Source organism: Pseudomonas sp. GZD-209 (assembly GCF_049310485.1).
In the GTDB taxonomy this organism is placed as follows: Bacteria; Pseudomonadota; Gammaproteobacteria; order Pseudomonadales; family Pseudomonadaceae; genus Aquipseudomonas; species Aquipseudomonas sichuanensis.
Genome location: NZ_JBMOWQ010000150.1, coordinates 1 through 21,600, shown reverse-complemented (window position 1 = coordinate 21,600; position 21,600 = coordinate 1). Strand labels below are relative to the sequence as shown.

The 21,600-nt window shown below is 63.7% G+C and carries 24 protein-coding genes; 23 read left to right on the top strand and 1 reads right to left on the bottom strand.

Annotation, left to right across the window (positions count from 1 at the left end; translation table 11 throughout):
• Positions 1 to 5: 5 nt before the first annotated feature.
• The gene (gene secF / locus ACO6VM_RS17730) at positions 6 to 914 is read left to right on the top strand and encodes a protein translocase subunit SecF (RefSeq protein WP_401059820.1); all 909 of its coding nucleotides are present in this window, start codon (positions 6 to 8) and stop codon (positions 912 to 914) included.
• Positions 915 to 1,034: 120 nt separating this feature from the next.
• Entirely contained in the window at positions 1,035 to 1,583 is a 549-nt protein-coding gene (locus ACO6VM_RS17725) for a glycine zipper 2TM domain-containing protein (protein WP_401059818.1), read from the top strand.
• Between the two features lie 234 nt (positions 1,584 to 1,817).
• Here ACO6VM_RS17725 and suhB read toward each other — a convergent pair whose 3' ends face one another.
• Entirely contained in the window at positions 1,818 to 2,636 is an 819-nt protein-coding gene (suhB, locus tag ACO6VM_RS17720) for an inositol-phosphate phosphatase (RefSeq protein ID WP_347151079.1), read from the bottom strand.
• A 151-nt stretch (positions 2,637 to 2,787) separates the two neighbouring features.
• Between suhB and trmJ the strand changes: the two genes are divergently transcribed.
• The 21 genes from trmJ to ACO6VM_RS17615 all read left to right on the top strand — a co-directional run bounded on the left by trmJ (position 2,788) and on the right by ACO6VM_RS17615 (position 21,529).
• Entirely contained in the window at positions 2,788 to 3,543 is a 756-nt protein-coding gene (gene trmJ / locus ACO6VM_RS17715) for a tRNA (cytosine(32)/uridine(32)-2'-O)-methyltransferase TrmJ (RefSeq protein WP_401059832.1), read from the top strand.
• A gap of 3 nt (positions 3,544 to 3,546) precedes the next feature.
• Positions 3,547 to 4,335 (top strand): serine O-acetyltransferase, encoded by a 789-nt coding sequence (gene cysE, locus ACO6VM_RS17710; protein ID WP_401059816.1) that lies wholly within the window; start codon positions 3,547 to 3,549, stop codon positions 4,333 to 4,335.
• A gap of 168 nt (positions 4,336 to 4,503) precedes the next feature.
• Positions 4,504 to 4,995, top strand: coding sequence for a Fe-S cluster assembly transcriptional regulator IscR (gene iscR / locus ACO6VM_RS17705; protein WP_110993503.1), 492 nt, complete (start codon positions 4,504 to 4,506; stop codon positions 4,993 to 4,995).
• Positions 4,996 to 5,037: 42 nt separating this feature from the next.
• Positions 5,038 to 6,252: an IscS subfamily cysteine desulfurase gene (locus ACO6VM_RS17700; protein ID WP_390968463.1), complete on the top strand. Its 1,215-nt coding sequence runs from the start codon at positions 5,038 to 5,040 to the stop codon at positions 6,250 to 6,252.
• 46 nt (positions 6,253 to 6,298) lie between these two features.
• The gene (gene iscU / locus ACO6VM_RS17695) at positions 6,299 to 6,685 is read left to right on the top strand and encodes a Fe-S cluster assembly scaffold IscU (RefSeq protein WP_010452756.1); all 387 of its coding nucleotides are present in this window, start codon (positions 6,299 to 6,301) and stop codon (positions 6,683 to 6,685) included.
• Between the two features lie 28 nt (positions 6,686 to 6,713).
• Positions 6,714 to 7,037 carry an iron-sulfur cluster assembly protein IscA gene (gene iscA, locus ACO6VM_RS17690; RefSeq protein WP_003248536.1) on the top strand — a complete coding sequence of 108 codons (324 nt, stop codon included), beginning with the start codon at positions 6,714 to 6,716 and terminating at the stop codon, positions 7,035 to 7,037.
• Positions 7,038 to 7,045: 8 nt separating this feature from the next.
• The gene (hscB, locus tag ACO6VM_RS17685; RefSeq protein ID WP_125465404.1) at positions 7,046 to 7,567 is read left to right on the top strand and encodes a co-chaperone HscB; all 522 of its coding nucleotides are present in this window, start codon (positions 7,046 to 7,048) and stop codon (positions 7,565 to 7,567) included.
• Between the two features lie 43 nt (positions 7,568 to 7,610).
• Positions 7,611 to 9,473 carry a Fe-S protein assembly chaperone HscA gene (gene hscA / locus ACO6VM_RS17680; RefSeq protein WP_422403578.1) on the top strand — a complete coding sequence of 621 codons (1,863 nt, stop codon included), beginning with the start codon at positions 7,611 to 7,613 and terminating at the stop codon, positions 9,471 to 9,473.
• A 3-nt stretch (positions 9,474 to 9,476) separates the two neighbouring features.
• Positions 9,477 to 9,818, top strand: coding sequence for an ISC system 2Fe-2S type ferredoxin (gene fdx, locus ACO6VM_RS17675; RefSeq protein ID WP_110735783.1), 342 nt, complete (start codon positions 9,477 to 9,479; stop codon positions 9,816 to 9,818).
• Positions 9,819 to 9,829: 11 nt separating this feature from the next.
• A complete protein-coding gene (gene iscX, locus ACO6VM_RS17670; RefSeq protein WP_110699949.1) occupies positions 9,830 to 10,030 on the top strand; it encodes a Fe-S cluster assembly protein IscX in 201 nt (66 codons plus the stop codon).
• A gap of 89 nt (positions 10,031 to 10,119) precedes the next feature.
• On the top strand, positions 10,120 to 10,545 hold the full coding sequence (gene ndk / locus ACO6VM_RS17665; RefSeq protein ID WP_008092560.1) for a nucleoside-diphosphate kinase: 426 nt from the start codon (positions 10,120 to 10,122) through the stop codon (positions 10,543 to 10,545).
• 28 nt (positions 10,546 to 10,573) lie between these two features.
• Positions 10,574 to 11,716: a 23S rRNA (adenine(2503)-C(2))-methyltransferase RlmN gene (rlmN, locus tag ACO6VM_RS17660; protein ID WP_422403577.1), complete on the top strand. Its 1,143-nt coding sequence runs from the start codon at positions 10,574 to 10,576 to the stop codon at positions 11,714 to 11,716.
• 14 nt (positions 11,717 to 11,730) lie between these two features.
• The gene (gene pilW / locus ACO6VM_RS17655; RefSeq protein ID WP_323831501.1) at positions 11,731 to 12,492 is read left to right on the top strand and encodes a type IV pilus biogenesis/stability protein PilW; all 762 of its coding nucleotides are present in this window, start codon (positions 11,731 to 11,733) and stop codon (positions 12,490 to 12,492) included.
• The gene (locus ACO6VM_RS17650) at positions 12,489 to 13,523 is read left to right on the top strand and encodes a RodZ domain-containing protein (RefSeq protein WP_422403576.1); all 1,035 of its coding nucleotides are present in this window, start codon (positions 12,489 to 12,491) and stop codon (positions 13,521 to 13,523) included. The genes pilW and ACO6VM_RS17650 overlap by 4 nt, the downstream gene beginning before the upstream one ends.
• A 3-nt stretch (positions 13,524 to 13,526) precedes the next feature.
• Positions 13,527 to 14,636 carry a flavodoxin-dependent (E)-4-hydroxy-3-methylbut-2-enyl-diphosphate synthase gene (gene ispG / locus ACO6VM_RS17645; RefSeq protein WP_110993496.1) on the top strand — a complete coding sequence of 370 codons (1,110 nt, stop codon included), beginning with the start codon at positions 13,527 to 13,529 and terminating at the stop codon, positions 14,634 to 14,636.
• Positions 14,637 to 14,661: 25 nt separating this feature from the next.
• Positions 14,662 to 15,951: a histidine--tRNA ligase gene (gene hisS / locus ACO6VM_RS17640; RefSeq protein WP_125860155.1), complete on the top strand. Its 1,290-nt coding sequence runs from the start codon at positions 14,662 to 14,664 to the stop codon at positions 15,949 to 15,951.
• Positions 15,952 to 15,989: 38 nt separating this feature from the next.
• A complete protein-coding gene (locus tag ACO6VM_RS17635; protein WP_401059805.1) occupies positions 15,990 to 16,631 on the top strand; it encodes a tetratricopeptide repeat protein in 642 nt (213 codons plus the stop codon).
• Positions 16,606 to 17,775 carry an outer membrane protein assembly factor BamB gene (bamB, locus tag ACO6VM_RS17630; RefSeq protein ID WP_390968450.1) on the top strand — a complete coding sequence of 390 codons (1,170 nt, stop codon included), beginning with the start codon at positions 16,606 to 16,608 and terminating at the stop codon, positions 17,773 to 17,775. Before ACO6VM_RS17635 ends, bamB begins: the two co-directional genes overlap by 26 nt.
• A gap of 117 nt (positions 17,776 to 17,892) precedes the next feature.
• Positions 17,893 to 19,356: a ribosome biogenesis GTPase Der gene (der, locus tag ACO6VM_RS17625; protein WP_401059803.1), complete on the top strand. Its 1,464-nt coding sequence runs from the start codon at positions 17,893 to 17,895 to the stop codon at positions 19,354 to 19,356.
• A gap of 245 nt (positions 19,357 to 19,601) precedes the next feature.
• Complete coding sequence (locus ACO6VM_RS17620) at positions 19,602 to 20,750, top strand: pyridoxal phosphate-dependent aminotransferase (protein WP_422403575.1); 1,149 nt, start codon at positions 19,602 to 19,604, stop codon at positions 20,748 to 20,750.
• Positions 20,738 to 21,529 carry an amidohydrolase gene (locus ACO6VM_RS17615; protein WP_125465394.1) on the top strand — a complete coding sequence of 264 codons (792 nt, stop codon included), beginning with the start codon at positions 20,738 to 20,740 and terminating at the stop codon, positions 21,527 to 21,529. Before ACO6VM_RS17620 ends, ACO6VM_RS17615 begins: the two co-directional genes overlap by 13 nt.
• The last annotated feature ends 71 nt before the right edge of the window (positions 21,530 to 21,600 follow it).

Genomic DNA, 21,600 nt, shown 5'->3' with positions numbered 1-21,600 from the left:
CTGCGATGAAAACCATCAATTTCATGGGCGTGCGCAATGTCGCATTCGCCATTACCGTGCTCCTCACCGTACTGGCGTTGTTCAGCTGGTGGCAGAAGGGTCTGAACTTCGGCCTGGACTTCACCGGCGGTACGCTGATCGAGCTGACCTACGAGCGCCCTGCAGACCTCAAGGCCGTCCGTGCCGAGCTGGTTGAGTCGGGCTTCCACGAGGCGGTGGTGCAGAGCTTCGGCGCCACCACCGACCTGCTGGTGCGCATGCCGGGCGATGACCCGCTGCTGGGCAACAAGGTAGCGGCGGCGCTGCAGAAGGCCGGCGGTGACAACCCGGCCACCCTCAAGCGCGTCGAGTTCGTCGGCCCGCAGGTGGGTGAAGAGCTGCGTGACCAGGGCGGCATGGGCATGCTCCTGGCCCTGGGCGGCATCCTCATCTACCTGGCGTTCCGCTTCCAGTGGAAGTTCGCCGTGGGTGCCATCGTCTCGCTGATCCACGACGTGGTGGTGACCCTGGGTATCCTGTCGTTCTTCCAGATCACCTTCGACCTGACGGTGCTGGCAGCGGTACTGGCGATCATCGGTTACTCGCTCAACGACACCATCGTCGTGTTCGACCGGGTGCGTGAGAACTTCCGGGTGATGCGCAAGGCTTCGCTGATCGAGAACATCAACGTCTCGACCACCCAGACCCTGCTGCGCACTATCGCTACCTCGGTGTCGACCTTGCTGGCCATCGCGGCGCTGCTGTTCTTCGGTGGCGACAACCTGTTTGGTTTCTCCCTGGCGCTGTTCATCGGCGTCATGGCGGGTACCTATTCGTCGATATACATCGCCAACGTGGTGCTGATCTGGCTGAACCTGAGCAGTGAAGACCTGATCCCGCCGGCCAAGAGCGAAGACGTGGACGAGCGTCCGTAAACGATCGTTCAACGCCGTTCGGCGTAATGAAAGGCGCGAGTGTTGAACTCGCGCCTTTTTTTTTGCTCCAAGGCTGGGAGAAAGCGGGCTGGAACCCGTAAGAAAGATCAGGAGGTTCAGGTGAATAAATCAATGCTGGTGGGTGCGGTACTGGGTGCTGTCGGTGTGACTGCCGGAGGTGCTGTGGCGACCTACAGCTTGGTGAACAAGGGCCCTGAATACGCTCAGGTCACCGACGTGCAGCCAATCAAGCAGCAGGTGAAGACACCGCGCGAGGTGTGCAAGGAGGTCGCTGTGACCCGCCAGGCACCGGTCAAGGACCAGCATCAGATTGCCGGTACCGTGGTCGGAGCCATTGCCGGTGGTCTGCTGGGTAACCAGATCGGCGGTGGTACCGGCAAGAAGATCGCCACGGTCGCCGGCGCGGTAGGCGGTGGCTACGCGGGCAACAAGACCCAGGAATACATGCAGGAGCGTGACACCACCACGACCATGCAGACCCGTTGCAGCACGGTCAACGACGTCAGCGAGAAGGTGGTGGGGTACAACGTCACCTATTCCCTCGGTGACCAGGTGGGCAAGGTGAAGATGAATCACGAGCCGGGCTCGACCATCCCTGTGGACAAGAATGGCAAGTTGATCCTGAGCGAGAACCAGGCAGGGCAGTGAGTCGTTCTCCTGCCGCTCTCATGGATTCAAACGGTTAGCAGGAACAGCGTGGGAGCGGGCTTGCCCCGCGATCACCGGCGAAGCCGGTGCCATATATCGATCGCATCGCAGTGCAAGCCCGTTCCCACGCGTTACTCTGCGCGACAGCGCCGCCCAAACAGCTAGCGATTCCCCATAAAAACGGCATAAAAAAAGCACCTCAAGAGGTGCTTTTTTGTGCTCGGCAATCAGCGCTTAGCGCTTCATGCTCTCGGGCAGGTGCGGCTGGATGGCAGTCAGCACGGCCTTGAAGCACTTGATGTTGCCGGCAACGATATGGCCCTTCTCGAGGAAGTCATGGCCACCGTTGAAGTCGCTCACCAGGCCGCCTGCTTCCTGGATCAGCAGCACGCCTGCAGCCATGTCCCACTCGGACAGGCCCGACTCCCAGAAGGCGTCGAAGCGGCCGGCGGCCACATAGGCGAGATCCAGGCTGGCGGAGCCGGCGCGGCGGATGCCGGCGGTCTGGCCAGTCAGTGCGCGGAACATGCCCAGGTAGTTGTCCAGGTCGGCCAGCTGGTTGTCACGGAACGGGAAGCCGGTGCCCAGCAGGGCGCCTTCCAGGCTGGTGCGCGAGCTGACGCGCAGGCGACGGCCATTGATCTGGGCGCCACGGCCACGGCTGGCGGTGAATTCTTCCTGGCGAACCGGGTCGAGGACCACGGCGTGCTCCAGGCGGCCGCGGTATTTGCAGGCGATGCTGACCGCGAAGTGCGGGATGCCGCGCAGGAAGTTGGTGGTGCCGTCCAGAGGATCGATGATCCACAGGTAGTCCTTGCCTTCTTCGCCGGTGCCAGCGTGCAGGCCGGTCTCTTCGCCCTGGATCGAGTGGTTCGGGTAGGCTTTGCGCAGGGCATCGACGATGACCTTCTCAGCGGCGCGGTCGACCTCGGACACATAGTCCTTGGCCTGCTTTTCGTCGACTTTGATGCTGTCCAGGCGTTCGATGGAGCGGAAAATCAGTTCACTGGCGCTGCGAGCGGCGCGCAGGGCGATATTCAGCATAGGCTGCATGGGAAGGTCACCTGGAGATGTTAAAGAAGAAAGCCGCACATTCTAGCAGAAATCTTTGACGGAAGAAGTGTCACATTTGCTTTCATGGCGTTACGCTGGTCGGTTCTGTAAGATCGAAACCTTCTTCATCCGCGTCTGTGAGCACAACACCTTGCTGCAAAATATTCGTGTTGTTCTGGTCAATACCAGCCACCCCGGCAATATCGGCGGCGCTGCGCGTGCCATGAAAAACATGGGCCTGGCGCGTCTGGTGCTGGTGCAGCCAAAAGAATTCCCTGCCGCCGATGCCTCGGCGCGCGCCTCGGGTGCCGACGATGTGCTCGACAATGCCCAGGTGGTCGACAGCCTCGAGCAGGCACTGGTCGGCTGCAGCCTGGTGATGGGCACCAGCGCCCGCGAGCGCAGCATCCCCTGGCCGTTGATCGGCCCCCGGGAGTGCGGCACCAAGGCAGTGGAACATGCCCTGGCCGGCGAGGAAATCGCCCTGGTGTTCGGTCGCGAACACGCCGGGCTGACCAACGAAGAACTGCAGCGATGTCACTTCCACGTGCACATTCCATCCAATCCCGACTTCAGCTCGCTGAATCTGGCCGCCGCCGTCCAGGTGCTCTCCTACGAGGTGCGCATGGCCTCGTTGGCAGTGCAGGGCGTAGCGCCAAAGGTCGAGAAAGCGGACGCCAATGAGCTGGCGACCATGGACGAAATGGAGCTGTTCTATGACCACCTTGAAAAAACCCTGGTGGACATCGGCTTCCTCGACCCCGCCAAGCCCAAGCACCTGATGCCGCGCATGCGCCGGCTGTATGGGCGCAGCTCGGTCGAGCGTACGGAAATGAGCATTTTGCGCGGCATCCTCACCGAGACCCAGAAAGTCGTCCGGGGCGAGCCGCATAAACGGAAGGACTGAACGATGTTCGAGCGTCTGCGTGAAGATATTCAAAGTGTTTTCCATCGTGACCCGGCGGCGCGCAACGCCTTCGAGGTCCTGACCTGCTACCCGGGCATGCACGCCATCTGGCTGCACCGTCTGGGCAGTGCCCTGTGGAAGCGCGATTTCAAATGGCTGGCACGCCTGGTGTCGAACTTCGGGCGCTGGATGACCGGTATCGAGATCCACCCGGGTGCGACCATCGGCCGGCGTTTCTTCATCGATCACGGCATGGGCATCGTCATCGGCGAGACCGCCGAGATCGGTGACGACGTGACGCTGTACCAGGGCGTAACCCTGGGCGGCACCAGCTGGAACAAAGGCAAGCGCCACCCGACCCTGGAAAACGGCGTGGTGGTGGGGGCGGGCGCCAAGGTGCTGGGGCCGTTCACGGTCGGTGCCGGGGCCAAGATCGGCTCCAACGCCGTGGTCACCAAGGCGGTGCCGGCCGGCGCCACGGCGGTGGGCATCCCGGGGCGCATCATCGTCAAGAGCGAGGACGATGCCGTCGAGGCCAAGCGCAAGGCCATGGCCGAGAAGATCGGATTCGACGCCTATGGCGTCAGCGGCGACATGCCTGACCCGGTGGCCAGGGCCATCGGCCAGATGCTCGACCACTTGCAGGCAGTCGACGAGCGCCTGGAGGGGATGTGTGGCGCCCTGACCAGGATGGGCAGTGACTACTGTGCCAAGGAGCTGCCGGCACTGCCCGCCGATGACTTCGCCAATGCCTGCGCAGAGCTGAAGCAAGGCGACACTCAGCCGCATTGATTCCGCCAGCCCGACACAAGGGGCGTGTGCTCGCGCCCCTCGTCTGCTACACTCGCGCCCGCCTCCCGCATGCATACCCGACTAAAGCACTAGGTCTAATAGTTGACTTAAATGCTCGGGAATCGCATACTCGCACACATTCTGTAACTCCCGTGGTAACCATACGCCATGCGACTGACTACCAAAGGCCGATACGCCGTGACCGCCATGCTTGACCTGGCGTTGCACGCGCAGCATGGGCCGGTGTCACTGGCCGATATTTCCGAGCGCCAGGGCATTTCCCTTTCTTATCTGGAGCAGCTGTTCGCCAAGCTGCGCCGCAGCAGCCTGGTATCCAGCGTTCGCGGCCCGGGCGGCGGTTACCAGCTGTCGCGCGGCATGGAAACCATCCAGGTGGCCCAGGTGATCGACGCGGTCAACGAATCGGTCGATGCCACCCGCTGCCAGGGCCTGGGCGACTGCCATGCCGGTGATACCTGCCTGACTCACCACCTGTGGTGCGACCTGAGCCAGCAGATCCATGAATTCCTCAGTGGCATCAGCCTGGCCGACCTCGTCAAGCGCCGTGAGGTGCAAGAAGTCGCCCAACGCCAGGACCTGCGCCGTGTTGCAGGCCGTACCGCCATGCTGGACAAGATTGAGACGTCCGCCGTCGACTGATTACAGCGCCGAGCGACGCCAACGCCTGATAGGAGATACTCAATGAAGTTGCCGATCTACCTCGATTACTCCGCGACCACGCCGGTCGATCCACGTGTGGCCCAGAAAATGGCCGAATGCCTGCTGGTCGACGGGAACTTCGGTAACCCGGCCTCGCGCTCCCACGTGTTTGGCTGGAAAGCCGAAGAAGCGGTCGAGAATGGCCGTCGCCAGGTGGCCGAGCTGATCAATGCCGACCCGCGCGAGATCGTCTGGACCAGCGGTGCCACCGAGTCCGACAACCTCGCCCTCAAAGGCGTGGCGCACTTCTATCAGACCAAGGGCAAGCACATCATCACCTCCAAGATCGAGCACAAGGCGGTCCTGGATACCGCTCGCCAGCTCGAGCGTGAAGGTTTCGAAGTCACCTACCTCGAGCCAGGCGATGACGGCATCGTCACCCCGGCCATGGTCGAGGCTGCCCTGCGTGACGACACCATCCTGGTCTCGCTGATGCACGTGAACAACGAAGTCGGCTCGATCAACGACATCGCCGCCATCGGCGAACTGACCCGCTCGCGCGGCGTGTTGTTCCACGTCGATGCCGCCCAGTCGGCCGGCAAGGTCGAAATCGACCTGCAAAAGCTGAAAGTCGACCTGATGTCGTTCTCGGCGCACAAGGTCTACGGCCCCAAAGGCATCGGCGCGCTGTACGTCAGCCGCAAGCCGCGTGTACGCCTGGAAGCCATGGTTCACGGCGGTGGTCATGAGCGCGGCATGCGCTCGGGCACCCTGCCAACCCACCAGATCGTCGGCATGGGCGAAGCCTTCGCCATTGCCAAGCAGGAAATGGCCAGCGAAAACGTGCGCATCAAGGCCCTGAGCGACCGCTTCTTCAAGCAGGTCTCGGACCTCGAAGAGCTGTACGTCAACGGCAGCCAGACCGCCCGCGTACCGCACAACCTGAACCTGAGCTTCAACTATGTCGAAGGCGAGTCGCTGCTGATGTCGCTCAAGGACATCGCCGTTTCGTCCGGTTCGGCCTGCACCTCCGCTTCGCTCGAGCCGTCCTACGTCCTGCGCGCCCTGGGCCGCAACGACGAACTGGCGCACAGCTCGATCCGCTTCTCTTTCGGCCGCTTCACCAGCGAAGAAGAAGTCGACTACGCCGCGCAGAAAGTCTGCGAGGCCGTCAACAAACTGCGTGAGCTGTCGCCCCTTTGGGACATGTACAAAGACGGCGTCGACATCTCCAAGATCGAGTGGGCCGCCCACTAAGCAGTCGCCGGCAAGAGCGGCTCCCTGATGAGGAAGGAATTGCACCATGGCATACAGTGAAAAGGTCATCGACCACTACGAAAACCCACGCAACGTCGGCAAGATGAATGCCGAGGATCCGGATGTCGGTACCGGCATGGTCGGCGCTCCAGCGTGCGGCGACGTGATGCGTCTGCAAATCAAGGTCAACGAGCAAGGCATCATCGAAGACGCCAAGTTCAAGACCTACGGCTGCGGTTCGGCCATCGCCTCCAGCTCCCTCGCCACCGAGTGGATGAAGGGCAAGACCCTGGACGAAGCCGAAACCATCAAGAACACCCAGCTGGCTGAAGAGCTGGCACTGCCGCCGGTCAAGATCCACTGCTCCGTGCTCGCCGAAGATGCCATCAAGGCAGCCGTTCGCGATTACAAGCAGAAGAAAGGCTTGGTCTAAGTCGCCTGTTGCAAGGTAAGGAGTTCCGATGGCCATCAGCATGACAGAAGCCGCCGCCAACCACATTCGCCGCTCCCTCGACGGGCGCGGCAAAGGTGAAGGCATTCGCCTGGGCGTGCGCACCACCGGTTGCTCGGGCCTGGCCTACGTGCTGGAGTTCGTTGACGAACTGGCTGACGAAGACCAGGTGTTCGAGAACCACGGCGTGAAGGTCATCATCGACCCGAAAAGCCTGGTGTACCTCGACGGCACCGAGCTGGACTTCGTCAAGGAAGGGTTGAACGAAGGCTTCAAGTTCAACAACCCCAACGTGCGCGGTGAATGTGGCTGCGGCGAAAGCTTCAACGTTTGAGGCTGGCCGTGGGTACTCCTTGTCATTACGCACTGTTTGACCTGCAACCGAGCTTTCGCCTGGACCTCGACAAGCTGGCCACTCGCTACCGCGAGCTGGCCCGCGAGGTCCATCCGGACCGCTTCGCCGATGCCTCCGAGCGCGAACAGCGCGTTGCCCTGGAAAAGTCGGCGGCCCTGAACGACGCCTACCAGACCTTGCGCAGCGCACCGCGCCGTGCCCGTTACCTGCTGGCCATCGGTGGCCACGAAGTGCCCCAGGAAGTCACCGTGCACGACCCGGCCTTCCTGTTGCAGCAGATGCAGTGGCGCGAAGAGCTCGAAGAGCTGCAGGACGAAGCCGATCTCGACGGCGTGGCCGTGTTCAAGAAGCGGCTCAAGGCCGCCCAGGACACGCTGAACGAGGATTTCGCCGCCTGCTGGGATGTTGCAGCTGAGCGTGACCAGGCCGAACGCCTGATGCGCCGCATGCAGTTCCTCGACAAGCTCGCCCAAGAAGTGCGCCAACTCGAAGAGCGCCTCGACGATTAATCCCGGCGTTACCCGTGATGACGCCTAAGGTACTCAGATAAGCATGGCCCTACTGCAGATCGCCGAACCCGGTCAGAGCCCCCAGCCGCACCAGCGCCGCCTGGCGGTGGGCATCGACCTGGGCACCACCAATTCTCTCGTCGCCGCCGTGCGCAGCGGGCGCAGCGAGCCGCTGCCTGATGCCCAGGGCCGGGTCATCCTGCCCTCCGCCGTGCGCTACCTGGATAGCGGCGTCGACGTTGGCCTGAGCGCGCGCGAGGCTGCGCCCAGCGACCCGCTCAACACCATCGTCTCGGTCAAGCGCCTGATGGGTCGTGGCCTGGCCGACGTCAAGCAGCTCGGCGAGCAACTGCCGTACCGTTTTGTCGGTGGTGAGTCGCACATGCCGTTCATCGACACCGTCCAGGGGCCGAAGAGCCCGGTGGAAGTGTCGGCCGACATCCTCAAGGTGCTGCGTGCGCGTGCCGAAGAGACGCTCGGCGGTGAGCTGGTAGGCGCGGTGATCACTGTTCCTGCGTATTTCGACGACGCCCAGCGTCAGGCCACCAAGGATGCCGCCAAGCTGGCCGGCCTCAACGTGCTGCGCCTGCTCAACGAGCCGACTGCTGCTGCCGTGGCCTATGGCCTGGATCAGAATGCCGAAGGCGTGGTGGCGATCTTCGACCTGGGCGGCGGTACCTTCGATATTTCCATCCTGCGCCTGAGCGCTGGCGTCTTTGAAGTGCTGGCCACCGGCGGCGACACCGCCCTGGGTGGCGATGACTTCGACCACGCCATTGCCGGCTGGATCATCGAGCAGGCCGGCCTGTCCGCCGATCTCGACCCCGCCACCCAGCGCCTGTTGCTGCAAACCGCCTGCGCGGCCAAGGAAGCCTTGACCGATGCCGACGTGGTCAGCGTGCAGCACGCTGCCTGGCAGGGCGAGCTGACCCGCGCCGCCTTCGACGCCATGATCGAGCCGATGATTGCCCGCAGCCTCAAGGCCTGCCGCCGCGCCGTGCGCGACAGCGGTATCGAGCTGGAGGAGGTGGGTGCGGTGGTGATGGTCGGCGGCTCTACCCGCGTGCCGCGTGTGCGCGACGCCGTGGGTACGCTGTTTGGCCGTACCCCGCTGACCTCCATCGACCCGGACCAGGTGGTCGCCATTGGCGCCGCCATCCAGGCCGACACCCTGGCCGGCAACCGTCGCGACGGCGGCGAGCTGCTGCTGCTCGACGTCATCCCGTTGTCGCTCGGCCTTGAGACCATGGGCGGGCTGATGGAAAAAGTGATTCCGCGCAACACCACCATTCCGGTGGCCCGTGCCCAGGAGTTCACCACTTATAAAGACGGCCAGTCGGCCATGATGATCCACGTGCTGCAGGGCGAGCGTGAGCTGATCAGCGACTGCCGCTCGCTGGCGCGCTTCGAGCTACGCGGCATCCCGGCCATGGTTGCCGGCGCCGCGAAGATCCGCGTCACCTTCCAGGTCGACGCCGATGGCCTGCTCAGTGTCGCCGCGCGTGAGCTGGGTTCGGGCGTGGAGTCGAGCATCCAGGTCAAGCCGTCCTACGGCCTGACCGACGGCGAAATCGCCCGCATGCTCAAGGATTCGTTCGAGCACGCAGGCTCCGACAAGCAGGCGCGCCAGCTGCGCGAGCACCAGGTCGACGGCGAGCGTCTGCTCGAAGCGGTACAGGGCGCCCTGGACGCCGATGGCGAGCGCCTGCTCAGCAGCGACGAGCGCGACGCCATCCAATTCCAGATGCAGGAACTACGTGATTTGCTGAGCGGCACCGATGGCGCCGCCATCGAGCAACAGACCAAGCGTCTGTCGCAGGTGACCGATGCATTTGCCGCCCGTCGCCTTGATTCGACGGTCAAAGCCGCACTGGCCGGGCGCAACCTGAATGAGATCGAGGAGTAACCGATGCCGCTGGTGACATTCCTGCCGCATGAAAAATTCTGCCCCGAGGGGCTGACCGTGGAAGTGCCCGCCGGGACCAATATCCTGGAACTGGCCCACGATCATCACATCGAGATGGAAAGTGCCTGCGGCGGCGTCAAGGCCTGCACCACCTGCCACTGCATCGTGCGCAAGGGCTTCGACTCGCTCGAAGAGGCCGACGAACTGGAAGAAGACATGCTGGACAAGGCGTGGGGCCTGGAAGCGCAATCGCGCCTGGGTTGCCAGGTGGTGGTGGCCGATGAAGACCTCACCATCGAAATCCCCAAATACTCGCTCAACCACGCCGCCGAAGCGCCGCACTGAGGTTTGTCCACATGAGCCTGAAATGGATTGATGTACTTGAGATCGCCATCCAGCTTGCAGAAAGCAAGCCCGACGTCGATCCTCGTTACGTGAATTTCGTCGATCTGCACCGTTGGGTGCTGGCACTGCCAGAGTTCAGCGACGATCCGTCACGCGGCGGTGAGAAGGTGCTTGAGGCCATCCAGGCGGCCTGGATCGACGAAGCCGACTAAGCGCACGCTGCAGGTTAGGCAATCCCCTGGAACCCGCGTATAATTCGCGGGTTTAATTTTTCGCAACACTCATATTTCTGGAGTTCTCCATGGCTGTTCAACGTACTTTCTCGATCATCAAGCCTGACGCCGTCGCCAAAAACGTCATCGGCAAGATCACCACTCGCTTCGAAGAAGCCGGCCTGAAAATCGTTGCCTCGAAAATCAAGCAACTGTCCAAAGCCGAAGCCGAAGGCTTCTACGCCGAGCACAGCGCTCGTGGCTTCTTCGGTGACCTGGTTGCCTTCATGACTTCCGGCCCAGTCGTTGTTCAGGTTCTGGAAGGCGAAAACGCCATCGCTCTGAACCGTGAGCTGATGGGCGCTACCAACCCTAAAGAAGCTGCTGCCGGCACCATCCGTGCTGACTTCGCCGAGTCGATCGACGCCAACGCCGTTCACGGTTCGGACTCCGAAGCTGCCGCTGCTCGCGAAATCGCTTACTTCTTCGCTGCTACCGAGGTAACCACTCGCTAAGCGAAAGCTTACGGGTGAGGGTGAATCCATGACGACATCTACTGGCAAGATCAACCTGCTGGGGCTGACCCTGGCGGAAATGGAACAGTTCTTCGACTCAATCGGGGAGAAGCGCTTCCGCGCCGGTCAGGTGATGAAATGGATTCACCATTTTGGCGTCGATGATTTCGCCGCCATGACCAATGTCGGCAAGGTCTTGCGCGAAAAGCTCGAGGCCGTTGCCGAGATTCGGGGCCCGGAAGTGGTCAGTGAAGACATTTCCGCCGACGGCACCCGCAAGTGGGTGGTCCGCGTTGCCTCTGGCAGCTGTGTCGAGACCGTCTACATCCCTACCGACGATCGCGGTACGCTCTGCGTGTCGTCGCAAGCCGGCTGTGCCCTGGACTGCAGCTTCTGCTCCACTGGCAAGCAAGGCTTCAACAGCAACCTCACCGCCGCCGAAGTGATCGGCCAGGTGTGGCTTGCCAACAAATCCTTCGGGACCGTTCCGGCCAAGATCGACCGCGCCATCACCAACGTGGTCATGATGGGCATGGGCGAACCCCTGCTGAATTTCGACAATGTCATCGCCGCCATGAAGATCATGATGGAAGATCTGGGCTATGGCATTTCCAAGCGCCGCGTGACGCTTTCGACGTCGGGCGTGGTGCCGATGATCGACGAGCTGGCCAAGCACATCGACGTGTCGCTGGCCCTGTCGCTGCACGCTCCCAACGACGAGCTGCGCAACCACCTGGTACCGATCAACAAGAAGTACCCGCTGAAGATGCTGCTGGAGTCGTGCATGGGCTACATGTCCACGCTCGGCGGCAAGCGCGTGCTGACGATCGAGTACACCCTGCTCAAGGACGTCAACGACCAGCCCGAGCACGCGGCACAGATGATCGAGCTGCTGCGCGACGTGCCGTGCAAGATCAACCTGATCCCGTTCAACCCGTTCCCGCACTCGGGCTACGAGCGGCCGAGCAACAACGCCATTCGCCGCTTCCAGGACCTGTTGCACCACGGTGGTTTCAACGTCACCACCCGCACCACCCGCGGTGACGACATCGACGCCGCTTGCGGGCAGCTGGTCGGCCAGGTCAACGACCGCACCCGCCGCAGCGAGCGTTACATCGCCGTGCGCCAGCTGGCTGCCGACGAGCCGCAAGACAGCGCCGCGCGCCCCTGACGAGCACCCGCCCCATGACCCTGCGCGCCGCGCTGTCGATCCTCACGCTTGCGCTGCTGGCTGGCTGCGTTTCCAGCGGTGGGGGCGACCCGCTGGCCAGCCGCCAGGGGCGTGACGAGGCTGTGCGGGCTTATGTGCAGCTGGGGCTGGGGTATTTGCAACAAGGTTTGACCGGGCAGGCCAAGGCACCATTGGCCAAGGCACTGGCCTTGAACAGTACCGATGCCGACGCCAATGCGGCACTGGCGCTGGTGTTCCAGGCCGAGGCTGAGCCGCAACTGGCAGGCCAGCACTTCCGTAAAGCGCTGGCTGCACGCCCGGATGACACGCGAATCCGCAACAACTACGGCAGTTTCCTATATGCTCAGGGCCGTTTTGCCGACGCTGAAGCGATGTTTCGCCAGGCAGCCGCCGATACCTTGTACCCTGAGCGTTCGCGGGTGTACGAGAACCTCGGCCTGACCGCGCGCAAGCTGGGGCAGGGCGAGCAGGCCCGCGAATACCTGGAAAAGGCACTGCGCCTCGATCAGCGCCAACCGAAGGCGTTGCTTGAAATGGCTGAGTTGTCCTACGAAAACAGGCATTATGTGCCGGCCCGGGACTACTACGATCGTTTCAGCCAGCTGAGCGAACAGAACGCCCGCAGCCTGTTGCTGGGCAGCCGCCTGGCCCGCGCCCTTGACCAACAGGGTGACGAGGCCCGGTTGGGCCAGCAATTACAACGACTTTATCCCGGTACGCCGGAATATCAGCAATACCTGTCGGAGCAACGATGAAAGCCGCGCAAACAGAAGTAGCAGCGACTCGCCAGAACCCCGGTGACGTCTTGCGCCAGGCCCGTGAACAGCGGGAGTGGAGCCAGGCCGAAGTCGCGCAAAAGCTCAACCTCACGGTATCTTCGCTGAACAACCTCGAAGCCGGCGCCTTCGACAAGCTGCCCGGCCACACCTTCGCCCGTGGTTACATCCGTGCCTACGCCAAGCTGATGGGCATGGACCAGGCACCGCTGGTGCAGGCGTTCGACAACATCACCGGCACCCACGCCCAAGGCAGCGACGTGCACGCACTCGGTCGCATCGAGGAGCCGGTCCGCCTGTCGCACAACATCATGCGCGTGGTCAGCCTGCTGTTGCTGGTGGCCGTGGTGGGCGGTGGCTTCTTCTGGTGGCAGGACCAGGGCAGCCTGCGCGGCAAGGACCTGGCCAAGATCGCCCTGGAGCACGTCGAGGTCGAGAGCGCCGACGGCACTACCCAGATTCACCCGCTGGACGAGCCGGAAGACCAGGCTGTCAGCGAAGCCCAGCAACCTGCCAGCGAAGTGCTGCCATTGGAGCCTGTGGCCAGCGAGCAAACTCCGGCAGTGGCCGTTGAAACCCCGGCACCGGTAGTGGCTGTGGCACCGTCCAGCAGCGTGCCGGCGCCAGCGCCAAGCACAACTCCTGTTCCTGCACCGGCTGCAACCGTCGCCCCGGTCGCCCAGCCTGCGCCCGCCAGCCCGGTGGCCGTCGCTCCGGCTCCAGTTGCCCCGGCGGCAGCGGCAGCGGCTCCGGCGCCAGTACCGGCCGGCAGCGGCAGCGTACACATCCAGTTCACCGCCGATTGCTGGACCCAGGTCTCCGACGGCAACGGCAAGGTGCTGTTCAGCGCCATCAAGCGCAAGGGCGACAGCCTGGAACTGACCGGCAAGCCACCGTTCGCGGTACGCCTCGGGTTCGCCCGCGGCGCCCAGGTGAGCTACAACGGCCAGGCGGTCGATGTCGCCCCGTTCACCAGTGGCGAAACCGCTCGCCTGAAGTTGGGACAGTAAGTCATGCACGGCGAATCTCCGATCAAACGTCGCGAATCCCGCAAAATCTGGGTCGGCAATGTACCGGTGGGCGGCGATGCGCCCATCGCGGTGCAGAGCATGACCAACACCGATACCAATGACGTCGCCGCCACCGTGGGGCAGATCCAGCGCCTGGTCGATGCCGGCGTCGATATCGTGCGTGTCTCGGTACCGGACATGGACGCCGCCGAGGCGTTCGGCAAGATCAAGAAGCTGGTCAGCGTGCCGCTGGTCGCCGACATCCACTTCGACTACAAGATCGCCCTGCGCGTGGCCGAACTGGGCGTTGACTGCCTGCGCATCAACCCGGGCAACATCGGCCGCGAAGACCGCGTTCGCGCGGTGGTCGATGCCGCCCGTGACCGTGGCATCCCGATCCGCATCGGCGTCAACGCCGGCTCCCTCGAGAAAGACCTGCAGAAGAAGTATGGCGAACCGACCCCGGCCGCATTGGTCGAGTCGGCGCTGCGCCATGTCGAGCACCTCGACCGCCTGGATTTCCAGGACTTCAAGGTCAGCGTCAAGGCCTCCGACGTGTTCATGGCCGTCGAAGCCTACCGCCTGCTGGCCAAGCAGATCATCCAGCCGCTGCACCTGGGCATCACCGAAGCCGGTGGCCTGCGTTCGGGGACAGTGAAATCCGCCGTCGGCCTCGGTATGCTGCTGGCCGAAGGTATCGGCGACACCATCCGCATTTCGCTGGCCGCAGACCCGGTCGAAGAAGTGAAGGTCGGCTACGACATCCTCAAGTCGCTGCATCTGCGTTCCCGTGGCATCAACTTCATCGCCTGCCCGAGCTGCTCGCGGCAGAACTTCGATGTGGTCAAGACCATGAACGAGCTGGAAGGGCGTCTGGAAGACCTGCTGGTACCGCTGGACGTGGCCGTGATCGGTTGCGTGGTCAACGGCCCGGGTGAAGCCAAGGAGGCGCACGTCGGCCTCACCGGCGGCACGCCGAACCTGATCTACATCGATGGCAAGCCATCGCAGAAGCTGAACAACGACAACCTGGTCGATGAGCTGGAAAAACTCATCCGCCAGAAAGCGGCCGAGAAGGCCGAGGCCGACGCGGCGCTGATCGCCCGTGGCTGATACACAGAATTCGTAAGGACTACTCGTGAGCAAATCGCTGCAAGCCATCCGTGGCATGAACGACATCCTGCCCGACCAGTCGCCGCTGTGGCGCTACTTCGAGGGCACCGTGGCCGGCCTGCTGGACAGCTACGGCTACAGCCAGATCCGTACGCCGATCGTCGAGTTCACCGAGCTGTTCAAGCGCTCGATCGGTGAAGTCACCGATATCGTCGAAAAAGAGATGTACACCTTCGACGACCGCAACGGCGATTCGCTCACCCTGCGCCCCGAAGGCACCGCCGCCTGCGTGCGCGCGGTACTCGAGCACGGCATCACCGGCAACGGCCAGGTGCAGAAGCTCTGGTACATCGGCCAGATGTTCCGCCACGAGCGCCCGCAGAAGGGCCGCTATCGCCAGTTCCACCAGATCGGCGTGGAGGTGTTCAACCTCGACGGCCCGGACGTCGATGCCGAGCTGATCATGCTGACCTGGCGCCTGTGGGGCCTGTTGGGCATCCAGGACGCCGTGGAGCTGCAGCTCAACAGCCTGGGCACCAGCGAAGCCCGCGCGCGCTACCGCGATGCGCTGGTCGAGTTCCTGTCCGCGCGCCTCGAGCAACTGGACGAAGACAGCCAGCGTCGCCTCAAGAGCAACCCGCTGCGCATCCTCGACAGCAAGGATGCGGGCACCCAGGCGGTGCTGGTCGGCGCGCCGAAGCTGGAAGACTACCTGGACGAAGAATCCCGCGTGCACTTCGAGGGCCTCAAGGCTCGCCTGGACGCCGCCGGTATCCCGTTCGTGATCAACACCAAGCTGGTGCGTGGCCTCGATTACTACAGCAAGACCGTGTTCGAGTGGGTCACCGACAAGCTCGGCGCCCAGGGCACCGTCTGCGCCGGTGGCCGTTATGACGGCCTGGTCGAGCAGATGGGCGGCAAGCCGACCCCGGGCGTTGGTTTCGCCATGGGCATCGAACGCCTGATCCTGCTGCTGGAGACCCTGGGCAAGGTGCCCGAGTCGATCAACCGCACCATCGACGTCTACCTGTGCGCCTTCGGCGAGCAGGCGGAGCTGGCCGGCCTGCGTCTGAGCGAAAGCCTGCGTGACCGTCTGCCGGGCCTGCGCCTGGCGGTCAACGCCGGTGCCGGCAGCTTCAAGAGCCAGTTCAAGAAGGCCGACAAGAGTGGCGCGCTGTTCGCCCTGATCCTCGGCGACGACGAGCTGGCCAAGCAAGAAATCGGTCTGAAGCCCCTGCGTGGCCAGGGCGAACAACAGAACATTGCCTGGGATGCTCTTGCCGAGCACCTGGAAACCGCGATCGCCCAGGCGTAACGCGGTTCAACAACGAATAGGCGAAAAGGAGTATTGGGGTGTCGAGTACCGATGATGACGACCTGGCTGGGGTCAAGGACTGGTGGAACCGCAACGGCAAGCCGCTGCTGACCGGCGCGCTGCTGGCCGGTGTGGTGGTGATGGGCTGGCAGACCTGGCACAAGTACCAGGCCAACCAGTCGCAAGGCGCCTCGGCGCTGTACCAGGCCCTGCTGGAAACCTCGCTGACGCCGTCTGGCCAGCCTGATGCAAGCAAGGTCGCCGAGCTGTCCGGCAAGCTCAAGAGCGAGTTTGGCGGTAGCGCTTACGCCCAGTACGGCAGCCTGTTCGTGGCCAAGGTTGCGGTCGACAGCGGCAAGCTGGATGACGCCGCCACCGAGCTCAAGGCCGTGATGGACAAGCCGGCCGACGCCACCCTGGGTGAAATCGCCCGTCAGCGCCTGGCCCGCGTGCTCGCGGCACAGGACAAGGCCGAAGAGGCCCTGAAACTGCTCGACGGCGATGCCGACAAAGCCTTCCTGGCCAGCCGCGAGGAGCTCAAGGGCGACCTGCTGGTGCAGTTGGGCCGTGCCGACGACGCCCACGGCGCCTACCAAAAAGCCAAGGCCGCGCTGTCCGACGACGCCGCGATCGGTGGCCTGCAACTGAAGCTGGATGACCTGGCCAAAGGGGACGCCTGAAGTGAAGGGTTGGAAACAAGCAGCAGTGCTCACCCTCGCCGTACTGGCAGCGGGTTGCAGCAGCAACAGCAAGAAGGAACTGCCCCCGGCCGAGCTGACCAAGTTCACCGAGGAAGTGGTGCTGAAGAAGCAGTGGAGCCGTTCGATCGGTGACGGCCAGGGCGAGACGTACAACACCCTGGTACCGGCCATCGAGAACGACCGCATCTACGCTGCCGACGTCACTGGTGAAGTCTTCGCACTCGACCGCCTCAACGGCGACGTGGTGTGGAAGAAGGACCTCGATCTGCCGGTTTCCGGCGCGGTTGGCGTGGGCTACGGCCTGGTCATGCTGGGCACGCTCAAGGGTGAAGTCATTGCCCTGGATTCGAGCACCGGCGAAGAGCGCTGGCGTTCGCGCGTCACCAGCGAAGTACTGGCACCGCCCGCCAACAACGGCGACGTGGTGGTGGTGCAGACCCAGGACGACCGCCTGATCGGCCTCGACGCCGCCACCGGCGACCGTCGCTGGATCTACGAAAACACCCCAGCGGTACTCACCCTGCGTGGTACCGGCGCGCCGATCGTCACCAACCGCCTGGCCGTCGCCGGCCTGTCCACCGGCAAGGTGGTGGCGGTGGACATCAACAACGGCGTACCAGTGTGGGAAAGCCGCGTGGCCATCCCGCAAGGGCGCTCCGAGCTGGACCGTGTGGTGGACATCGACGGCGGCCTGCTGCTGACCGGTGGCACCTTGTACGTCAGCACCTACCAGGGCCGCGTCGCCGGCCTGGACCTGGAAAGCGGCCGTGTGCTGTGGCAGCGTGATGCCTCCAGCTACGTGGGTGTCGCCCAGGGCTTCGGCAACGTCTACGTGAGCCTGGCTTCGGGCACCGTCGAGGGTGTCGACGAGCGTTCCTCCAGCGCCTTGTGGAGCAACGACAGCATGGCCCGTCGCCAACTGTCCGCGCCGGAAGTGTTCTCCAGCTACGTGGCGGTGGGTGACTTCGAGGGTTACCTGCACCTGCTGAGCCAGGTCGATGGCCGCTTCGTCGGCCGTGAGCGTATCGACAGCGATGGCCTGCGCGCCCGCCCACTTGTGGTCGGCGACACCATCTATGTCTTCGGCAACAGCGGCAAGCTCGAGGCACTGACCATCCGCTGAAGCTATGCTTGAGCCCGTTCGCGGGCTCAGGTAGCGGCGTAGGAAACGCCGCCCGAACTCCGGCCGCTGCCTTGCAGCGGCCTTTGCATTTTCAAGAATTCAAGAGTGGAGAGCCGCATGGTTCCCGTAATCGCCCTGGTGGGCCGCCCGAACGTCGGCAAATCCACCATGTTCAACCGCTTGACCAAGACCCGCGATGCCATCGTCGGTGACCTGTCGGGCCTGACCCGTGACCGCCAGTACGGCGATGCCAGCTGGCAGGGTCGTTCCTTCATCCTGATCGACACCGGCGGTATCACCGGTGACGAAGTGGGCATGGACGAGAAGATGGCCGAGCAGTCGCTGATGGCCATCGAAGAAGCGGACTACGTCCTGTTCCTGGTGGATGCCCGCGCCGGCATGACCGCCGCCGACCAGATGATCGCCGACCACCTGCGCAAGCGGAACAAGTCGGCCGTGCTGGTGGCCAACAAGATCGACAACATCGATCCGGACATCGCCCGCGCCGAGTTCTCGCCGCTGGGCATGGGCAACGCCATCCCGGTGGCCGGCTCCCAGGGCCGTGGTATCAACGCCCTGATGGAATCGCTGCTCGGCCACATCCCGCGTGATGCCGAGGAAGACGCCCTCGACCTGGACGTCGCCGAAGGCGAAGAGGCCGTGCGCATTCCAGGCCCGAGCGAAAAAGACGGCATCAAGATCGCCATCATCGGCCGCCCGAACGTGGGCAAGTCGACCCTGGTCAACCGCATGCTCGGCGAAGAGCGCGTGGTGGTGTACGACCAGCCGGGTACCACCCGCGACAGTATCTACATCCCGTTCGAGCGTGATGGCGAGAAGTACACCTTCATCGACACCGCCGGCGTGCGCAAGCGCGGCAAGATCCACGAGGAAGTCGAAAAGTTCTCGGTGGTGAAGACCCTGCAGGCGATCAAGGACGCCAACGTGGTGGTCTTCGTCATGGACGCCCGCGAAGGCGTGGTCGACCACGACCTCAACCTGCTGGGCTTCGCCCTCGAATCCGGCCGGGCCATCGTCATCGCGCTGAACAAGTGGGATGGCATGGAAGCGGGCGAGCGCGACTACGTGAAGACCGAGCTGGAGCGCCGGCTGTTCTTCGTCGACTTCTGCGACATCCACTTCATCTCCGCCCTGCACGGCACCGGCGTTGGCCACCTGTACAAGTCGGTGCAGGCCGCGTTCAAGTCGGCGGTCACCCGCTGGCCGACCAGCCGCCTGACGCAGATCCTCGAAGACGCCATCAGCGAGCACCAGCCGCCGCTGGTCAACGGCCGTCGCATCAAGCTGCGCTATGCCCACCTCGGTGGCGCCAACCCGCCGCTGATCGTGATCCACGGCAACCAGACCGAGAAGGTGCCCAAGTCCTACTCGCGTTACCTGGAGAACACCTACCGCCGCGTGCTCAAGCTGGTCGGTACGCCGATCCGCATCGAGTACAAGGGCGGTGAGAACCCGTACGAGGGCAACAAGAACACCCTCACCGATCGCCAGGTCAACAAGAAGCGCCGCTTGATGTCGCACCACAAGAAGGCCGAGAAGAAGCGCCGCGACAAGCGCTAGTAACTGCGCTTGTGTTGCGCTTCGTGGGAGCGGGCTTGCCCCGCGATGGTTTCGGGCAAAAATGTTTTGCTGCCTGGTCAATTGCCATCGCGGGGCAAGTCGCATCGGCGCACCGCCGCTCCCACGGTTCGTTGCTGACTTGACCCAACGCAATCCCCCTATTGTTTCAACCTTTTTCCTGACTGCTTGATCCGCTATGCTCGGGCTCCACCCCGTGCCGGAAAAACCCCAGGAAAGAGGGCTCCATGATCCGCAGCAAACTGCCGAACGTCGGCACGACCATCTTCACCACCATGTCGCAGCTCGCCATGCAGACCGGTGCGCTCAACCTGTCCCAGGGCTTCCCTGACTTCAACGGCCCCCAGGCCCTGCTCGATGCCGTTGGCCGCCATGTGGCCGCCGGGCACAACCAGTATTCACCGATGACCGGCCTGCCAGCCCTGCGCCAGCAAGTGGCGGCCAAGATCGCTCGGCTGTACGGCGTGGCGGTGGACGCGGACCAGGAAGTGACCATCACCCCCGGTGCCACCGAAGCGATCTTCTGTGCCATACAGGCGGTGATCCACCCCGGCGATGAGGTGATCGTCTTCGACCCCTGCTACGACAGCTACGAACCCTCGGTGGAGCTGGCCGGTGGCCGCTGCGTGCACGTACCGCTGGCTGACGGCAGCTTCAGCATCGACTGGCAGAAGTTCAGCGACGCCCTCAGCCCGCGCACGCGCATGGTCATCCTCAACTCGCCGCACAATCCCAGCGGCGCGCTGATCAGCCGCGACGACCTGGACCAGCTGGCCGCGCTGATCGACAACCGCGACATCTACCTGGTCAGCGACGAAGTCTACGAGCACCTGATCTACGACGGCGTGCGCCACGCCAGCGTGCTGGCCCACGAGCAGCTGTACAGCAGGGCCTTCGTCATCAGCTCGTTCGGCAAGACCTACCACGTCACCGGCTGGAAGACCGGCTACGTGGTCGCGCCGCCGGCGCTCAGCGCCGAACTGCGCAAGGTTCACCAGTACGTCAACTTCTGCGGTGTCACGCCCTTGCAGTGCGCCCTGGCCGACTTCATGGCCGAGCACCCGGAGCACATCTACGGGCTGCCAGCCTTCTACCAGGCCAAGCGCGACCTGTTCTGCGACCTGTTGCAAGCCTCGCGGTTCAGCTTCACCCGCACCCCGGGTACCTATTTCCAACTGGTGGACTATTCGCAGATCCGCTCCGACCTGAACGACGTCGACATGGCCCTGTGGCTGACCCGCGAACACGGCGTGGCCAGCATCCCGGTGTCGGTGTTCTATCAGCAACCCATCCCCGAGCAACGCCTGGTGCGCCTGTGCTTTGCCAAACGTGAGGAGACGCTGCGACAGGCGGCGGAAAAACTATGCGCGATCTGAGTGAACTGCCGAACCTGAAAATCGCCCTGGTGCAGACCACCCTGGCCTGGCACGACCGCGAAGCCAACTATGCCCATTTTGAGGAACTGATCGGCCAGGCCGGTGAAGTCGACCTGGTGATCCTGCCGGAGATGTTCACCACCGGTTTTTCGATGGAGTCGCAAAGCCTGGCGGAGCCGGAGAACGGCCCGACCTACAAGTGGCTCAAGGCCCAGGCGAAGAAGCGCAATGCAGTGATCACCGGCAGCGTGATCATCCAGGCCGCCGATGGCAGCCACCGCAACCGCCTGCTGTGGGCGCGGCCCGATGGCGAGATCCTGCACTACGACAAGCGCCACCTGTTCCGCATGGCCGGCGAACACAAGCACTACACCCCCGGCGAGCGCCAGGTGCAGTTCGAACTCAAGGGCTGGCGCATTCGCCCGCTGATCTGCTACGACCTGCGCTTCCCGGTGTGGAGCCGCGACGCCCAGGACACCGACCTGCTGCTGTACACGGCTAACTGGCCTGCGGCACGGCGCACCCATTGGAACCGGCTGCTGCCGGCGCGGGGGATCGAGAACCTGTGCTTCGTGGCGGCGGTGAACCGGGTGGGCACCGATGGCAAGGGCTTTGCCTATTCCGGCGACAGCCAGGTGCTGGATTTCCAGGGTGAGAGCCTGTTGAGCGCGGGCGAGGCCGACGGGGTGTTCACCGTGGTGCTGCGTGCCGCGGAACTGGCGGCGTACCGGGCGCGCTTCCCGGCCAACCTGGACGCCGATACCTTCGAATTGCACTGAGGGCCAATCGCGGGGGGGGGGAGGACCTCCCCGGGGGGGTGGGGGGGGGGGGCACGCCCGGGGAGGGAGGG

What these genes read in the sequence shown, in the direction of transcription:
- secF (WP_401059820.1), top strand. Translation starts at nt 6, where the DNA reads ATGAAAACCATCAATTTCATGGGCGTGCGCAATGTCGCATTCGCCATT.
- ACO6VM_RS17615 (WP_125465394.1), top strand. Translation starts at nt 20,738, where the DNA reads ATGCGCGATCTGAGTGAACTGCCGAACCTGAAAATCGCCCTGGTGCAG.
- iscA (WP_003248536.1), top strand. Translation starts at nt 6,714, where the DNA reads ATGGCCATCAGCATGACAGAAGCCGCCGCCAACCACATTCGCCGCTCC.
- hscA (WP_422403578.1), top strand. Translation starts at nt 7,611, where the DNA reads ATGGCCCTACTGCAGATCGCCGAACCCGGTCAGAGCCCCCAGCCGCAC.
- iscX (WP_110699949.1), top strand. Translation starts at nt 9,830, where the DNA reads ATGAGCCTGAAATGGATTGATGTACTTGAGATCGCCATCCAGCTTGCA.
- cysE (WP_401059816.1), top strand. Translation starts at nt 3,547, where the DNA reads ATGTTCGAGCGTCTGCGTGAAGATATTCAAAGTGTTTTCCATCGTGAC.
- ispG (WP_110993496.1), top strand. Translation starts at nt 13,527, where the DNA reads ATGCACGGCGAATCTCCGATCAAACGTCGCGAATCCCGCAAAATCTGG.
- ACO6VM_RS17620 (WP_422403575.1), top strand. Translation starts at nt 19,602, where the DNA reads ATGATCCGCAGCAAACTGCCGAACGTCGGCACGACCATCTTCACCACC.
- fdx (WP_110735783.1), top strand. Translation starts at nt 9,477, where the DNA reads ATGCCGCTGGTGACATTCCTGCCGCATGAAAAATTCTGCCCCGAGGGG.
- rlmN (WP_422403577.1), top strand. Translation starts at nt 10,574, where the DNA reads ATGACGACATCTACTGGCAAGATCAACCTGCTGGGGCTGACCCTGGCG.
- ACO6VM_RS17650 (WP_422403576.1), top strand. Translation starts at nt 12,489, where the DNA reads ATGAAAGCCGCGCAAACAGAAGTAGCAGCGACTCGCCAGAACCCCGGT.
- bamB (WP_390968450.1), top strand. Translation starts at nt 16,606, where the DNA reads ATGACCTGGCCAAAGGGGACGCCTGAAGTGAAGGGTTGGAAACAAGCA.
- pilW (WP_323831501.1), top strand. Translation starts at nt 11,731, where the DNA reads ATGACCCTGCGCGCCGCGCTGTCGATCCTCACGCTTGCGCTGCTGGCT.
- ndk (WP_008092560.1), top strand. Translation starts at nt 10,120, where the DNA reads ATGGCTGTTCAACGTACTTTCTCGATCATCAAGCCTGACGCCGTCGCC.
- der (WP_401059803.1), top strand. Translation starts at nt 17,893, where the DNA reads ATGGTTCCCGTAATCGCCCTGGTGGGCCGCCCGAACGTCGGCAAATCC.
- iscU (WP_010452756.1), top strand. Translation starts at nt 6,299, where the DNA reads ATGGCATACAGTGAAAAGGTCATCGACCACTACGAAAACCCACGCAAC.
- suhB (WP_347151079.1), bottom strand. Translation starts at nt 2,636, where the DNA reads ATGCAGCCTATGCTGAATATCGCCCTGCGCGCCGCTCGCAGCGCCAGT.
- ACO6VM_RS17700 (WP_390968463.1), top strand. Translation starts at nt 5,038, where the DNA reads ATGAAGTTGCCGATCTACCTCGATTACTCCGCGACCACGCCGGTCGAT.
- iscR (WP_110993503.1), top strand. Translation starts at nt 4,504, where the DNA reads ATGCGACTGACTACCAAAGGCCGATACGCCGTGACCGCCATGCTTGAC.